The 13965-nt window shown below is 59.5% G+C and carries 15 protein-coding genes; 5 read left to right on the top strand and 10 right to left on the bottom strand.

Features of this window, described 5'->3' with window-relative positions; translation table 11 throughout:
- Positions 1–132 precede the first annotated feature (132 nt).
- On the bottom strand, positions 133–2016 hold the full coding sequence (locus ATY79_RS20540; protein ID WP_088694190.1) for an ABC-F family ATP-binding cassette domain-containing protein: 1884 nt from the start codon (positions 2014–2016) through the stop codon (positions 133–135).
- A gap of 189 nt (positions 2017–2205) precedes the next feature.
- On the opposite strand from ATY79_RS20540, the gene ATY79_RS20545 reads away from it, so the two are divergent.
- Together ATY79_RS20545 and ATY79_RS20550 are read left to right on the top strand one after the other, a co-directional pair.
- Positions 2206–2517, top strand: coding sequence for a hypothetical protein (locus tag ATY79_RS20545; RefSeq protein WP_088704748.1), 312 nt, complete (start codon positions 2206–2208; stop codon positions 2515–2517).
- A gap of 138 nt (positions 2518–2655) precedes the next feature.
- A complete protein-coding gene (locus ATY79_RS20550) occupies positions 2656–4116 on the top strand; it encodes a methyl-accepting chemotaxis protein (RefSeq protein ID WP_141105751.1) in 1461 nt (486 codons plus the stop codon).
- A gap of 44 nt (positions 4117–4160) precedes the next feature.
- On the opposite strand, the gene ATY79_RS20555 is transcribed toward ATY79_RS20550, so the two are convergent.
- Both ATY79_RS20555 and ATY79_RS20560 read right to left on the bottom strand, forming a co-directional pair.
- Positions 4161–5210 carry a GGDEF domain-containing protein gene (locus ATY79_RS20555; protein WP_189638052.1) on the bottom strand — a complete coding sequence of 350 codons (1050 nt, stop codon included), beginning with the start codon at positions 5208–5210 and terminating at the stop codon, positions 4161–4163.
- A 144-nt stretch (positions 5211–5354) separates the two neighbouring features.
- Complete coding sequence (locus ATY79_RS20560; protein WP_088694188.1) at positions 5355–5870, bottom strand: DinB family protein; 516 nt, start codon at positions 5868–5870, stop codon at positions 5355–5357.
- A 203-nt stretch (positions 5871–6073) separates the two neighbouring features.
- On the opposite strand from ATY79_RS20560, the gene ndk reads away from it, so the two are divergent.
- Positions 6074–6496, top strand: coding sequence for a nucleoside-diphosphate kinase (gene ndk / locus ATY79_RS20565; protein WP_088694187.1), 423 nt, complete (start codon positions 6074–6076; stop codon positions 6494–6496).
- A gap of 69 nt (positions 6497–6565) precedes the next feature.
- Here the strand turns inward: ndk and ATY79_RS20570 are convergent, their stop codons facing one another.
- Together ATY79_RS20570 and ATY79_RS20575 are read right to left on the bottom strand one after the other, a co-directional pair.
- A complete protein-coding gene (locus tag ATY79_RS20570) occupies positions 6566–7069 on the bottom strand; it encodes a hypothetical protein (RefSeq protein WP_088694186.1) in 504 nt (167 codons plus the stop codon).
- Positions 7066–7617: a CGNR zinc finger domain-containing protein gene (locus tag ATY79_RS20575; RefSeq protein WP_088694185.1), complete on the bottom strand. Its 552-nt coding sequence runs from the start codon at positions 7615–7617 to the stop codon at positions 7066–7068. The genes ATY79_RS20570 and ATY79_RS20575 overlap by 4 nt, the downstream gene beginning before the upstream one ends.
- Positions 7618–7680: 63 nt before the next feature.
- Between ATY79_RS20575 and ATY79_RS20580 the strand changes: the two genes are divergently transcribed.
- On the top strand, positions 7681–8577 hold the full coding sequence (locus ATY79_RS20580; RefSeq protein ID WP_088694184.1) for a branched-chain amino acid ABC transporter permease: 897 nt from the start codon (positions 7681–7683) through the stop codon (positions 8575–8577).
- On the opposite strand, the gene ATY79_RS20585 is transcribed toward ATY79_RS20580, so the two are convergent.
- From ATY79_RS20585 to ATY79_RS20605, 5 genes are all read right to left on the bottom strand, one after another.
- On the bottom strand, positions 8578–9045 hold the full coding sequence (locus tag ATY79_RS20585; RefSeq protein WP_088694183.1) for a molybdenum cofactor biosynthesis protein MoaE: 468 nt from the start codon (positions 9043–9045) through the stop codon (positions 8578–8580).
- A gap of 1 nt (position 9046) precedes the next feature.
- A complete protein-coding gene (gene moaD, locus ATY79_RS20590) occupies positions 9047–9301 on the bottom strand; it encodes a molybdopterin converting factor subunit 1 (protein WP_088694182.1) in 255 nt (84 codons plus the stop codon).
- Complete coding sequence (gene pgsA / locus ATY79_RS20595; RefSeq protein WP_088694181.1) at positions 9298–9888, bottom strand: CDP-diacylglycerol--glycerol-3-phosphate 3-phosphatidyltransferase; 591 nt, start codon at positions 9886–9888, stop codon at positions 9298–9300. Before pgsA ends, moaD begins: the two co-directional genes overlap by 4 nt.
- 110 nt (positions 9889–9998) lie before the next feature.
- Positions 9999–12038 (bottom strand): excinuclease ABC subunit UvrC, encoded by a 2040-nt coding sequence (gene uvrC, locus ATY79_RS20600; RefSeq protein ID WP_088704750.1) that lies wholly within the window; start codon positions 12036–12038, stop codon positions 9999–10001.
- Positions 12035–12802 carry an SDR family oxidoreductase gene (locus tag ATY79_RS20605; RefSeq protein ID WP_088694191.1) on the bottom strand — a complete coding sequence of 256 codons (768 nt, stop codon included), beginning with the start codon at positions 12800–12802 and terminating at the stop codon, positions 12035–12037. The genes uvrC and ATY79_RS20605 overlap by 4 nt, the downstream gene beginning before the upstream one ends.
- A 362-nt stretch (positions 12803–13164) precedes the next feature.
- Here ATY79_RS20605 and ATY79_RS20610 point away from each other — a divergent pair, with 362 nt between their 5' ends.
- A complete protein-coding gene (locus tag ATY79_RS20610; RefSeq protein ID WP_088694179.1) occupies positions 13165–13797 on the top strand; it encodes an outer membrane protein in 633 nt (210 codons plus the stop codon).
- Positions 13798–13965: the final 168 nt, after the last annotated feature.

A 13965-nucleotide genomic window follows, 5' to 3' on the forward strand; every position in this document is an offset into this window, starting at 1 on the left:
GTCCCATAATGGGAGGGCCACACAGGCCGAGCCCGGAGAGAAGCGCGATACTGCGAAGACATCAATCACCATAGCTACGGACAGTCAGAAGGTGCTTGACCTCACCACGCCGAATAGAGAAGACAACACCATCTATACCGCCATAGCTTCTTCGTACTCGGCCGAAAGCTCCAGCCACTGTTCCTCTGCCGCAGCCAGCTTTGCGGCAGCCTCGCCGCGTTGCTTGGCCTTCTCCGCGGCCTTCGCAGGTGCCTTTTCATACAGCAGCGGATCCGCAAGTTCTGCATCAAGCGCCTGAATCAGTTTCTCCAGCTTGCCGGTCAAGGATTCGATTTCGTTGATCTTTTTCTTGAGCGGCGCCAGCGAAGCACGCTTCTCCGCATTCAGCTTGCGTTGGTCCGCCTTCGAGGCGGACTCTTCCGCAGGCTGAGACCTTTCGTCTTTCTTCTTGCCCGGTGCGACAACGAGGTCGCGGTACTCGTCCATATCGCCTTCGAAGGTCGCGACAGTACCTTTGTTGACCAGCCACAAGCGATCGACCGTCGCCTCGATAAGGTGGCGGTCGTGCGAAATGAGAATGACGGCGCCCTCGTAGTCGTTCAGCGCCTCGATCAGTGCCCGCCGGCTGTCGATGTCGAGGTGGTTCGTCGGCTCGTCGAGGATGAGGAGATTGGGAGCGTGGAAGGCAGCGAGCCCCATCAGCAGACGCGCCTTCTCGCCGCCGGAAAGATCCTTTGCCGCGGTCGTCATCTTCTCGGTCGCGAGGCCCATCTGGGCGACGCGCGCCCGCACCTTCGCTTCGGGCGCATCCAGCATCAGACGGCGCACGTGCTCGACCGGCGACTGGTCAGGGATCAGATCGTCGAGCTGGTGCTGCGCGAAGAAGCCGATCTTCAGGTTCGGTGCCAGCTTGACTTCGCCCGCCTCCGCCGACAGGCGGCCAGAAATGAATTTCGCGAAGGTCGATTTGCCGTTGCCGTTGGAGCCGAGCAGGGCGATGCGATCGTCATTGTCGATCCGCAGGTTGAGGCCCTTCAAGATCGGTTTGCCGGGCTCGTAGCCGACGGCACCGCCGCTGATCGCCACGATCGGGGAGGCGGGTTGCTTTTCCGGCTCGGGGAAGGTGATCGGCTGTACCTGGTCCTCGATGACGGCAGCCACCGTTCCCATGCGCTCCAGCGCCTTCACACGGCTCTGTGCCTGGCGTGCCTTGGTCGCCTTTGCCTTGAAGCGGTCGATGAAGCTCTGCAAGTGTTTGCGCGCCGCCTCGTTCTTCGCTCGTGCCTTCGTCTGCAGTTCGTCCGCTTCGGCCTTTTGCCTTTCGAACTGATCGTAGCCGCCGCGATAGAAAGTGAGCTTCTTCTGGTCGAGATGAACGATTGAGTTGACGGCGCTGTTCAGCAGGTCGCGGTCGTGGCTGATGATGATGACTGTGTGCGGATAGCGACGTACATAATCCTCAAGCCAGAGTGTGCCTTCGAGATCGAGGTAGTTGGTCGGCTCGTCGAGGAGCAGCAGGTCGGGCTCGGAGAACAGCACCGCAGCGAGGGCGACGCGCATCCGCCAGCCGCCCGAGAAGGACGAGGCCGGTCGCGATTGCGCTTCCTGATCGAACCCGAGGCCTGCCAGGATGCTGGCCGCACGCGCCTCCGCGGAATGCGCATCGATGTCCACCAGCCGCATCTGGATTTCCGCGATCCGATGCGGATCCGTTGCGCTCTCTGCCTCCGCCAGCAACGCCGAGCGTTCCTTGTCGGCGGCTAGCACGATTTCGATCAGCGCGTCTTCCGTTCCCGGTGCTTCCTGCGCCACCTGCCCGATACGCGCATTCTTCGGGATCGATACCGAGCCGCTTTCCGAAGCCAAATCGCCGGTGATCACTCGAAAAAGCGTCGACTTGCCAGCGCCGTTCCGACCAACCAGACCGGCCTTCGTGCCGGCTGGCAGTGAAACGCTGGCGTGATCGAGGAGCAGGCGGCCGGCAATACGTGCGGAAATATCGGAAATCGTGATCATGGCCGGCGTTTTGGCGGAACTCTTGGCCGAAGGCAAGGGCACGGCGAAGCCGGACGGCACGATATGGCGGAAAGTTACATCACTTCCGTAACCTTTTACTAATCGGCGTGTGTTGAAGTTTATTGCACGCCATGATTGCTTCAGCGGTAGGCTCGTGCGATGTCGGCGCGGATTGAAGGATAGGCATTCATGTCCCGCAGCACCGATATTTTCGTGGTGGTCGCAAGTTTTACCTTCATCTGCCTACTTTCGGCCGTCGCCTTACTCTTTCCCGCCGGTCCGTTCGTCGTCGTAGTCGCGCCGCCCGGTATGCAGGCAGCGCAAATGCAGCAGCTGATCGGCCAAGCGGGCGGGCAGTATGTCGCGGAAGGACGCTACCCATGGATGGCCGTTGCCTATTCCGACCGTACCGGTTTCGTGCCGCGCCTCTTCAGGCATGGAGCACTGCTGGTAACGAACCACTGGATGACCGAGATTTGTTTGACGAGGGGGAAGGTATGAAATCGATTGACAGCTTACGCATGCGCGTCGCTGGTGGCATCCTGCTGCTGCTCTGGATAGATCTCGGCCTTCTGGCCCTCAGGCTACGCCTATTCCAGCCCGCCGGCAACGGTCGTTTCCCTCTGTGGCATCGCGATCGTGGCGTTGGCAAGCATTCTCTGGTTCATCGATCGGATAGGCCCGGTCACCCGTATCGTATCATCCATGGCACACGCGGCGCTCGTCGCCTTGCTCGTGTACAGTTTCAGCGGCTCACCGCTGCAGATTGACATGCACATGTATTTCTTTGCGACGCTGGCGATCTGCGCGGCATGGATCGATTGGCGCGCGATTGTAGCCTATGCCGCCGTCGTTGCCGCTCATCACCTGGTGCTTTTCTTCCTGCTGCCGGTGGCTGTGTTTCCTGGGGCTTCGGACTTCCCGCGCGTGCTGCTACATGCCACGGTTCTGGTGCTTCAGAGTGCCGTGCTCGTCGCTCTCGTTCATCGGGTAGCAAAAGCGCTCGTGTCTGCCGAAGTCGCCGAAGAGGCAGCCGAGCGCGCGACGGCGGCCCAGAGGGCTGCTGAGGAAATGGGAATCAAGATGATGGAGACGGAGGCGCGTGCGGCGGACGAGCGCGCTACGCGGGACCGCGAGCGCATCGAGCAAGCCGAACAGACGCTCTTTGCTGTCAGGCGGCTCGATGAAGCGCTTACCGCTTTGGCAAACGGCGACCTATTGTTCCGGTTGCAGCAACCCTTTGCCGGTGATCTCGAGCGCTTGCGTATGGCTTTCAACCTGTTTGCCACAAATCTGCAGGAGGTCATGTTGACGGTCGGAGATGCAGCCAGGGCCGTTCGCTCCAGTTCGTCGTCGATCCGCGATTCCAATAATGATCTTGCCCGGCGTGCAGAACAGCAGGCTTCCTCGGTTGAGGAGACCGCAGCTGCCGTCACGCAGATCGTAGGAACCGTCCAACAATCGGCGAAGCGCGCGGAGGAGGCGGGTCAACTGGTGACGCAAACCGTCGAGGTGGCAGAAAAGTCCAACGCTGTGGTGGTCGCCGCCGTTGGTGCCATGGGGAGAATAGAGGGATCAGCCAGGGAAATCGGCAAGATCGTTGGGGTCATCGACGAGATCGCGTTTCAGACCAACCTTCTCGCCTTGAATGCGGGCGTCGAGGCGGCGCGAGCCGGCGAAGCGGGCAAGGGATTTGCAGTCGTCGCTCAAGAGGTCCGCGAACTGGCACAGCGCTCCGCGGTCGCCGCGCGCGAGATCAAGACGCTGATTGCCTCCTCGGATGCGCAGGTGCGGGAAGGCGTCTCCCTGGTAAACGACACTGGACACACGCTGACGCTGATCGCCGAGAGCGTTACGGATATCCGCGTGCACATTGATGCCATCGTCGAGGGCGCACGCGAACAGTCAGCGGCACTTGACGAGATTGGTTCCGCAATCGGCGCGATTGATGCGATCACGCAGAGGAATGCCGCGATGGCTGAGGACTCGACTTCCGCCGCCCGCCTGCTCACGACGGAAGCGGAGCGCCTTGAGGATATCCTCGGTCGCTTTGCTGTCGTTGGAAGACAACCAGTGCTTCGACTTGCGGCGGGAGAATGAAGGCGCCGTACGACCTTGGGCGGATGAAAGCCTGAGCCTGACGCTCAGCGCCCGAACGCTTGTATAGGCTGCCGGCGGTTTGATTGGGCCGCGTAGAGTGCGACGCGCGCATTTGCCTGCAACTGCGATGCCGTCGTTGCGTCGGCGCTCAGTGCGATCCCGAGCGAAATCGTGAGCCGGGCGGGCGCGATGTTGTCGGACGTTGCGAAGACCAGGTTGTCCTCCGCCGACGTGCGCAGGCGCTCAGCAATCACGACGGCCTCTTGCATGCCGACATTTGCAAACAGAAAGGAGAATTCGTCGCCGTCCGTTCGCGCGACGACGTCGTTCTTCTTGATTGATTTACGGAAGATGTCCGCCAGCTTCTTCAATAGCCGGCTGCCGGTATGTGTGCCATAGCGACTATTGAATGCCCTGAAGTCATCGATATCGACCATGATGAGAGCGCTGCTGGCGAAGCCTGCGTCGCGTTCATAAAGATCGGCGATTGCCCTGTTGAGCGCGATACGGTTTGGCAGGCCCGTCAGTTTGTCGGTCGTGGAGGCAACCTGCGCCGCCGCCACGCCGCGGGCCAGCGTCTCAAGCCGTTCGAGATCGGCTTGCAGCTTCGTCTGCAGCGCTGCTTCTCCACTTGTCGCTTCCTCAAGCGCCTGCGAGAGATACTCCATCTCGTTCATCAGAGAGGACAGGCTCTGTTCCGCATCGCCGACGATTGAGTTCAACACCGTTTCTGCCGCCCGCGTGAACGCTCGTCTGTGGATAAGGCAGTCGGCAAGATGCCCTGCGGCCTCTCGCAGGAGTTTGACGGCCTCTGCCTGCGACGCATTATCGATCATCCCGCAATGGCTGACGAGACGGTATTTCAAGCCGAGATCGTCGAGGGCAGCCTGGTTCGGAGACGAGCCGAGGGCCGCAATATCCTGCGCCAAGGCTGCGTTCTGCCCGATGATTGCCTCGTGCAGGAGTTCGTAGTTGCGAGGCAGGCCCGCAATACCGAGACGCGTGATGTGCTGGCTGACGCGTTGGATGTCGGTTCCGGAGCCTGGGCGTGAGGCTTCGCGTTGCACCTGTGAATCCGATGCTGCATGTCGCATGACCGTCCCCTTCGCTCGTCGGCCCGTTCCGCCTGGCGCTGTTCTTCCTATGCGTGCAATGGCTTAAGATAGGTTGAATTTCGCCTGTCTGAGGGGAATGTGGCCAGGGTGGTTCTCTTGACGCGGTTAACGGGTGCTTGATGCTCAGCTGTCGAGCCATCGTTTGCCGTCTGCGCGCAGGTAGTATGCGAGGTCGAGACCGAGACTGGCTTTTCCGAGCGCCGTTAGCGTCATATGGCATTGGCCGCGGTGATGGGTTTGGTGATTGAAGAAATGTGAGAGGCCCGACCACAGCGGCTGCCTGATCTCGATTGGCTGAATGATCGGCATGTAGGTGAAATTCGCAGCAAGAGAAGGCTCATCGAGCGTATCTAGCCAGTTTATGATCCGCTGGTCTTCGATTTGGCGGGCCCCGAGCAATGAAGGAAAATCCTCGTGAAGCACGCTGTCGAGCGTTGAAGGAGCCTCGCCAGTACCCGTAAAACGCTTCATCCAGATTCGGTCGGCCGCCAGGAGATGGTTGAGCGTTCTCTGCAGCGAACCAAAGAAGGCGCCCCGATTTTCCTGAAATTCCGGCTCTGTCAGTTCGGACACGGCGGCGTAGACGATCGCGTTGGCCCAACGATTGTAATCCGCAAACATCCTATATTGTTTCAGCATTTTCTCTCCTGCGTCCATTCGGCGGCTGATTTTAAGGCAACTCAGGTCAATCATCTTTCATAAAACCATGAAAGTCGATGATGGTCGGACGGTGATGGGCTGGACCATGACAGCGGCGTGAAATTACCAGAGCCCCCTTGTTTTCAGGCCCTCGGACAGGTAAACACCGCCCACTTTTCCCACGAAATAAAGGAATTTGACCCATGGCGATTGAACGCACCTTCTCGATGATCAAGCCGGATGCAACGAAGCGCAACCTGACGGGCGCTATCACCAAGATGCTCGAAGACGCCGGCCTGCGTGTTGTCGCTTCCAAGCGCGTCTGGATGAGCAAGCGCGAAGCCGAAGGTTTCTACGCCGTCCACAAGGAGCGCCCGTTCTTCGGCGAACTCGTTGAAACCATGACTTCCGGCCCGACCATCGTTCAGGTTCTGGAAGGCGAAGGCGCCATCCTCAAGAACCGCGAAGTCATGGGTGCGACGAACCCGGCCAACGCTGACGAAGGCACGATCCGCAAGGTTCACGCCCTGTCGATCGGCGAAAACTCGGTTCACGGCTCGGATGCTCCGGAAACCGCTGCTCAGGAAATCAAGTACTGGTTCTCGGACACCGAGATCGTCGGCTGATTCAGGCTCTCAGCGAAACCGCTGAAGCATTTGAATTAACTCTGAAAGCCGGGGCTCTGCTCCGGCTTTTTACGTTGAAGGGCAGGTGGCGGCGGAGTCGTAGTCGACGGTGCCATCCGGTTTGAAGACCTCGGGGTTCTTTGTGTAGAACGGCCCGATGACCAGCGGCTTGCCCGGCATGACCGACTGGTCGAGGCTCGAAATCACCTCTGTCTTCAGGCTCTGCAACGTCTTTCCCTTGGCATCGACCAGGCGAACCTTCACGGCGTAAGGCTTATCCTTCTTGACGCAATGCAGTGCGGGGCTCTGAAGCGTAATCTTGTCCCAGAACGGATAGATCTTTTCATTGGTCACCAGCACCTCGCCGCCCGCCGGGTTCTCGAATTCCGCGATGGCGACCGTCCCTTCCGGAATGGGCGCCTTCTTGTTCAAGGTCACGACATAGGTCGCGACGGCGATCCGGTAATTGAATACGAAGACGCGGCCGCTGATCTCGACCAGCTTGTCGGTCTCTCGTTGGCATCCCGTCAGCATTGCGGCTGCAACAAGAACGGCCATCGACAGCGCTTTCATGGTGCTTCCTCCTCTTTCCTCCGGCGATAGTGGCGGCTCGCCTTGGCGCGATTGCCGCACACCGCCATGTCGCACCAGGCGCGACTCCTGTTCTTGCTGCGGTCGATGAAGAGCCAGCCGCAATTGCGGCAGATCTTCATCCGGTCGGGATCAGGCATTGCGAGCAGCCGCAACACCGAATGCGCGGTTGCCGCATCGAGGCCGTTTGCGCCATTGGCGCCACGCAACGTGCGCGCCAGCGCCTCCAGCAGGTCGGCGAGCAGTTGATCGTCATTGTCGCCGGAAACGCGGGCCCGGAAATATCCGTCCGTCGCCTCGCGCAACTCCAGGAAGTTTCTTCTGTTCTGTGGGGCAGGAGCAACCATGTCAGCGAAAAGTTCCCGCTCCGCGCAGAACGCCGCCGCAGCCTCCGGAAAGGCTTCTAGCTGGGCGGATGTTTCGAAACGGTCGATCCGTCGCGTCTCGTCATGCCGAAGCACAACGCTGTTGGCGACATCCAGCGCCAATGCGCCTCCAGAAAAGCGGTGTGGGGTCCAGGTAAAGCTCATAATGAAAATATAACTGGTAAAATATGTTTTGCTAGTTATGATTTCGGCAATCAGGAGTTTTTCATGGCCTATCTGCTGCAGCAATTGGCGAACGCGGTGCCGCTGGCTGCGCTCTATGCTGCGCTTGCGTTCGGCTACGCCGTCGCTTTTGGAGTGACCAAGCGTGCCGATATTACCTATGGGGCGATCTTCGCGTTTTCGGGCCAGATTCTGCTGCTTTTCACCGATCTCGGCTACAACAGGCTCTGGCTGATCCTGCCGGCGGCACTGGCGCTGGGAGCCTTGTTCTCGGTCGTCTATTCGATGCTTGCAGCAGTCTGGATCGGGCGATCCATCATGCTGCCGCTGGTACGCCAGTCGTCGAACACCGTGATTGTCGCAGCGCTCGGCGTTACGATCGTACTGATGGAAACGGCGAGGCTTGCATCGGACACCAAGAGCCTATGGCTTTCGCCGTTCCTGAACAGCGTCGTCACCTTCTGGAATGACGGGGCGTTCAAGGTGACGCTCACCGAGATCCAACTCATCAATACCGGATTGATGTGTGCCATGATCGCGCTCGGCGTTGCCGTCATGAGGCTGACTTCCTGGGGTCGCCTGTGGCGGGCCGTAACAGACGATCCCCTTGCGGCAGAACTGTGCGGGACGAGCGCCGATCGCGTTTTCCTCGTCGCCTACGTGGCAGCCGCTTTGATCGCCACGGCATGCGGCATCCTCGCCACCTTTTACTACGGCACGATGGATTTCGGTGCCGGGCTGATGTTCGGCCTCAAGGTTTTGATGGTAGCTGCTGTCGGCGGATATTCGGACCCCCTGAAGTCGGCCGGCGGCGCCGCTGGTCTCGGTGTCGCGGAGACGATGTGGAGCGCCTACGGCCCTTATCTTTGGCGCGATTTCGTAGTGTTCTCGCTGCTTGTACTTCTGTTGGTACTCAGCAGGAGAGAGCGGGCGATACCCTGACTATTTCCACTTGTCGCGGGCGGTGTCATCCGCGTCCTTTGCCGTGACCCATTCGCCCGAGGAACCATCCTTAGCGTGCTCCTTCTTCCAGAAGGGAGCGGCCGTCTTCAAAAAGTCCATCACAAAGTTTGCGCCATCGAACGCGGCCTGCCGATGCGGAGCCGCGGCGATAACAAGCACGATATGCTCACGCGCCGCGATCTTTCCGTAGCGGTGAATGGCGGTCAGGCCGAGAAGCCCGAAGCGTTTGATCGCAAGGAGAGCGATCCGGTTCATCTCGGCTTCGGCCATGCCTGGATAGTGTTCGAGTTCGAGCGCTGCGAGCCTGCCGCCTTCGTCACGGCACAAGCCCGAGAATGTGACGATCGCGCCAATGCCGCTTGCGCCAGCGCTGAGCCGATCCACTTCCGCCTGAAGATCGAAGTCCTCGCGTTGGACGCGAATATACGGCTCGACCTTGCTGCTCACGTCAGCCTCCGGTCATCGGCGGGAAAATGCCGATCTCCCTGGCGTTGCCGATCGGTTCGTCACGCTCGACGTGCTCTTGGTCGATCGCGACCCGGATAACGTCGGGAAACTGAAGCGCAGTCTCATATTCTTCGCCCATCGTCTTCAAATGATTCAGAAGATCGGCAACGGTAACGACGGACGAGGGCAGGGCCATCTCTTCTTCGGCCTTGCCGATCCGTTCGCGCACCCAGGCGAAATAAACGAGCTTTGTCATTCTTCATCATCCACGATGTGCTTCAGGCCAGCCCGGAAATAGTCGTAGCCGGTGTAGATCGTCAGCAGTGCCGCGACCCAGAGAAGTGCGATGCCGGCCTTCGTCGTATAAGGGAAAATTTCGTCGCCAGCGGGACCGGCGAGCAGAAACGCAATCGCAACGAGTTGCACCGTCGTCTTCCACTTGGCGATCCGCGTCACGGGGACGCTGACCTTCAGGGCGGCCAGATATTCGCGCAGACCCGAGACCAGGATCTCGCGGCAGAGAATGGTGATCGCCGCCCAGATTGACCAGCCGGCAATCGTTTGGTCGGCTGCGACCAGCAGAAGAATGGACGCGACAAGCAGCTTGTCGGCGATTGGATCGAGCATCCGGCCTATGTTCGACGTCTGGTTCCAGATGCGGGCGAGATAGCCGTCGAGAAAGTCGGTGATCGACGCGATGATGAAGATCCACAGCGCCACCCATCGTGCCGTGTTGCTGATCGCCAGCTTTCCTTCGAGGAAGAAGCACAGCACGATCAGCGGCACTGCCAGAATGCGGCCGTAGGTCAGCAGGTTCGGTATATTATAAGCGCGCGATGCCATGAAACATGTCTCTGAAGTGATGTGCCCGTAGATGACGGCTTTGACCGTAAAGCGTCAACATTCTTTCTATTTTTTCGCTGCCTTTGCGTGGAATTTGCGACTGACGTCGCCTATTTCGCGGCGTCGTCGTGAAAATGATTGTAAACCTGCCTAGCAACTGTCTCAGAAATGCCTTCGACCGCCATCAAATCGGACAAGGCGGCGCGGGAAACCGCCTTCGCGGTTCCGAAATGCTGCAGCAGGGCGCGCTTGCGCGACGGCCCGATCCCGCCGATCTCGTCGAGCGGATTCTTCACCATCTCTTTCTTGCGCCGGGCGCGATGCGAGCCGATTGCGAAGCGGTGCGCCTCGTCGCGCATGCGCTGGATGAAATAGAGGACGGGGTCGCGCGGTGGCAGGGTGAAGCTCTCGCGTCCCGGCGGGAAGAAGCGCTCGCGCCCGGCGTCGCGGTCGACACCCTTGGCCACGCCGATGGCGGTGACGCTGTCGGTGATCCCCAGTTCCTCAAGGATCGCGCGCACGGCCGTCATCTGTCCCTGTCCGCCGTCGATCAGGATGACGTCGGGCCAGGCGGGGAAGGGCATGTCCGCGGCATCCGCCGGCGATGTCGGCTGGCTACGGTCGGGAAGGCCTTCTTCCTTGAGCAACCTTGAGAAGCGGCGCGTCATCACTTCGCGCATCATCCCGAAGTCGTCGCCCGGCGTGATATCGGTCGATTTGATATTGAACTTTCGGTAGTGGTTCTTCACGAAACCGTCCGGCCCCGCCACGACCATGCCGCCAACCGCGTTAGTGCCCATGATGTGCGAGTTGTCGTAGATCTCGACCCGCTGCGGCACATAGGGGAGCTTGAAGGTCTCCTTAAAGCCCTCGAGCAGCCGCGATTGCGACGCCGTTTCCGCGAGTTTGCGGCCATGCGCCTCGCGTGCATTGGCAATCACATGCTCGACCAGATCGCGTTTCTCTCCGCGCTGCGGCACGAGTATGGACACTTTATGTCCAGCCTTTTCTCCGAGTGCGGCGGCAAGAAGTTCGAGTTCCTCGACGGTCTCCGACAGCAGGATCTGCTTCGGCACTGGCTTGTCGTCGTAGAACTGAGCGAGGAAGGCATTCAACACCTCGGCGGCCGAGAGCTGAGGGTCAGCCTTCGGGAAATAGGCGCGGTTGCCCCAGTTCTGCCCCGTGCGGAAGAAGAACACCTGAATGCAGGAAATGCCGCCTTCGTGATGGATCGCGAAGACATCCGCCTCTTCCACGCCTGCCGGGTTGATGCCCTGGTGGCTGGAGACATGCGAGAGCGACGCGAGACGGTCGCGATAGACGGCTGCCCGTTCGAAGTCGAGATCCTCGGCAGCAAGGTTCATCGCCATGGCCATATGCTCTTTGACCTTCTGGCTTTTGCCGGAAAGGAAATCCTTGGCCTCCTGCACGAGCTCGGCATAGCCCTCGTCGCTGATCTCATGCGTGCATGGCCCAGAACAGCGCTTGATCTGATAGAGAAGACAGGGGCGGGTACGCGTCTCGAAGACGCTGTCGGTACAGGTCCGGATGAGAAAGGCGCGTTGCAGCGAGTTGATCGTGCGACCGACGGCCCCAGCTGACGCAAAGGGCCCGAAATAGTCGCCCTTGCGAGCGCGAGCACCGCGATGCTTGAAGATTGCCGGAGCGCGATGGTCGCCCGTTATCAGAATGTAGGGGAACGACTTGTCGTCGCGCAGCAGCACATTAAAGCGTGGCCGCAAGCGTTTGATCAGATTCGCTTCGAGGAGCAGCGCTTCGGTTTCGGTGCGCGTCGTCACGAACTCCATGTTCGCGGTCAAGCGCACCATTTGTGCGATACGGTTGGAGTGGACGCGCCCGAGCGCGTAGTTGCTGACGCGCTTCTTTAGGCTGCGGGCCTTGCCTACATAGAGGACGTCACCGGCCTCGTTGAACATGCGGTAGACACCTGGACTGTTCGGCAGGTGCTTGACGAATTCGGCGATGAGATCCGCTCCGATAAGGCCAGTCTCGTTGACGCCGCCCTCGTTCCAATCGATCGCAGTCGAAATCGGCGCCGGGGAAGTGTCGCTCTCCACGTCGATATCGTCGTCAGCTTCGTCCGTTTCGTCGTAAAGAATGCCGCCATCAGGCAGCTTCCTTGAATTCATTCCGTAATCTCCGCCACATCGGGCGTCTGCCAGGCAAGGTGCTGGCCGCCGTCGAGGGCAATCATTTGACCGGTGATCGAGGGCGTTTCGTAGAGGAAACGAATCGTTTTGCCGAACTCCTCAAGTTGCGGCCCTCGCTTGAGGATAAGCGCTGAGACCTGCGCTTGGAAGTCTTCTTGCGATTGCCGTTCACTCGGCATCGAGGGGCCGGGGCCGATCGCATTGACGCGGATGCGCGGCGCAAGCGCCTGGGCCATGGTCTGCGTCGCGGTCCACAAGGCCGACTTCGACAGCGTATAGGAATAGAAGCTCGGTCGCAGCGCCCAAACACGCTGGTCGATGATGTTGACCACCAGACCATCCGCCTGCTCGGGCAGTTGCGCGGCAAAGTCCGCCGCGAGAATCGACGGTGCGCGGACATGGACGGCGAAATGCTCGTCCCATGCCTCGGCATCGATATGCCGGACCGAATCTTCGTGGAAAACGGAGGCATTGTTGACGAGCAGGTCGATCGGCCCGATCGCCTCCGATACTCTTCTTATGAGATCGCGTGTCTCGTCAATTTTCTGGAGATCAGCTTGCACCGCAACCGCCCGGGAATCGCTTTGCCGCAATTCCGCCGCGAAATTCTCGGCCGCCTCAATCGAACGGCTGGCATGAATCGCGACCGCAAAGCCATTCGCAGCCAGATCCTCGGCTATCGCCCTGCCTATTCTTTTGGCCGCCCCGGTGACGAGCGCCGTCCGAAGTCTTTTCCCGTTCAAAATCATGCCTTTTCGCCGCGAAACTCTGTTTGCTGCTTATATAGGCGCGAGAGAAGGTGAGATAAATAGCCGTTTTGATTGCGGCGATATCGGAATTACTGTATGTATTATTTAAGAATATAATTCACTAAAATAAGTATTCATGATTTAACCATTCATTATGGTTAACAAATATTCTGTTGCGGCAAAGCAACATCGAATTTCAGCCATCCAGGCGCCACAATCAAATCACAATTTGGCTCTTTCAAATCCTCAATTGGGCATCAATTTCCCTTCCGAACCGCAAGGGACATTTGTAATAGCCCGCGAATGCTTCGCTGTAAGACAGTTGACGAAGGACGCGGGTCTGAAAGGAGACGAGTATGCGTACGTTTATTGCTAGCCTGTTGGTTTCGACCGTTGCCCTTGGTGGGTTTTCCGCCGCTTATGCAGCCGATGCCGTTGATCAGATCCCGGAAGCTCCGGTTGCACAGAATGAGCCGGCTCCCGCTGCCAACTGGCAGGGCTTCTACCTCGGCGGCGCCGGCACCTACAACATGGGCGGCTTTGGCAACAAGTACAACGCGCGCGCTCTCGGCGGTCAGATCTACACCGGCTACAACTGGCAGGCTGGCCAGATCGTTTACGGTGCCGAAGCCGACATCGGCTATTCCGGCGCTGACGGCGCTGCTGGCGGCGGCGAGGGCAAGAATGAAGTCAACGGCTCGATCCGCGGCCGTATCGGCTACGACCTGAATCCGTTCCTGCTGTACGGCACGGCCGGTCTCGCTGCTACCAAGAACAAGTTCAGCAACGCCGCCGGCTCTGACACCGACACGTCGCTCGGCTACACGGTCGGCGCGGGTGCAGAAACCTTCGTGACCAACAACATCACGGCCCGTGTCGAGTACCGCTACACGAACTACGCTGACAGCGACTTCCATGTCGGTGGCGCAAACATTTCGCGTGGCTACGACGAGCACAGCGTCAAGGTTGGTATCGGCGTGAAGTTCTAAGCCGGATATCGAATACGGAAAAAGCCGGGCTTCAGCCCGGCTCAGACTGCTGACAAACCCCTGGCGTTTGCCGGGGGTTTTTGATTCACTGGGTTATGTTGAAGAAACCCGCTGCCGAACAGACTGCGCTCGAGATGGTGACGCTCGATAGCCTGGTTCCGAAGGATC

It is taken from the genome of Rhizobium sp. R693 (assembly GCF_002211315.1).
GTDB lineage: Bacteria > Pseudomonadota > Alphaproteobacteria > Rhizobiales > Rhizobiaceae > Rhizobium.

What these genes read in the sequence shown, in the direction of transcription:
- moaD (WP_088694182.1), bottom strand. Translation starts at nt 9,301, where the DNA reads ATGACAAAGCTCGTTTATTTCGCCTGGGTGCGCGAACGGATCGGCAAG.
- ndk (WP_088694187.1), top strand. Translation starts at nt 6,074, where the DNA reads ATGGCGATTGAACGCACCTTCTCGATGATCAAGCCGGATGCAACGAAG.
- ATY79_RS20580 (WP_088694184.1), top strand. Translation starts at nt 7,681, where the DNA reads ATGGCCTATCTGCTGCAGCAATTGGCGAACGCGGTGCCGCTGGCTGCG.
- ATY79_RS20555 (WP_189638052.1), bottom strand. Translation starts at nt 5,210, where the DNA reads ATGCGACATGCAGCATCGGATTCACAGGTGCAACGCGAAGCCTCACGC.
- ATY79_RS20570 (WP_088694186.1), bottom strand. Translation starts at nt 7,069, where the DNA reads ATGAAAGCGCTGTCGATGGCCGTTCTTGTTGCAGCCGCAATGCTGACG.
- ATY79_RS20540 (WP_088694190.1), bottom strand. Translation starts at nt 2,016, where the DNA reads ATGATCACGATTTCCGATATTTCCGCACGTATTGCCGGCCGCCTGCTC.
- pgsA (WP_088694181.1), bottom strand. Translation starts at nt 9,888, where the DNA reads ATGGCATCGCGCGCTTATAATATACCGAACCTGCTGACCTACGGCCGC.
- ATY79_RS20575 (WP_088694185.1), bottom strand. Translation starts at nt 7,617, where the DNA reads ATGAGCTTTACCTGGACCCCACACCGCTTTTCTGGAGGCGCATTGGCG.
- ATY79_RS20545 (WP_088704748.1), top strand. Translation starts at nt 2,206, where the DNA reads ATGTCCCGCAGCACCGATATTTTCGTGGTGGTCGCAAGTTTTACCTTC.
- ATY79_RS20560 (WP_088694188.1), bottom strand. Translation starts at nt 5,870, where the DNA reads ATGCTGAAACAATATAGGATGTTTGCGGATTACAATCGTTGGGCCAAC.
- uvrC (WP_088704750.1), bottom strand. Translation starts at nt 12,038, where the DNA reads ATGAATTCAAGGAAGCTGCCTGATGGCGGCATTCTTTACGACGAAACG.
- ATY79_RS20610 (WP_088694179.1), top strand. Translation starts at nt 13,165, where the DNA reads ATGCGTACGTTTATTGCTAGCCTGTTGGTTTCGACCGTTGCCCTTGGT.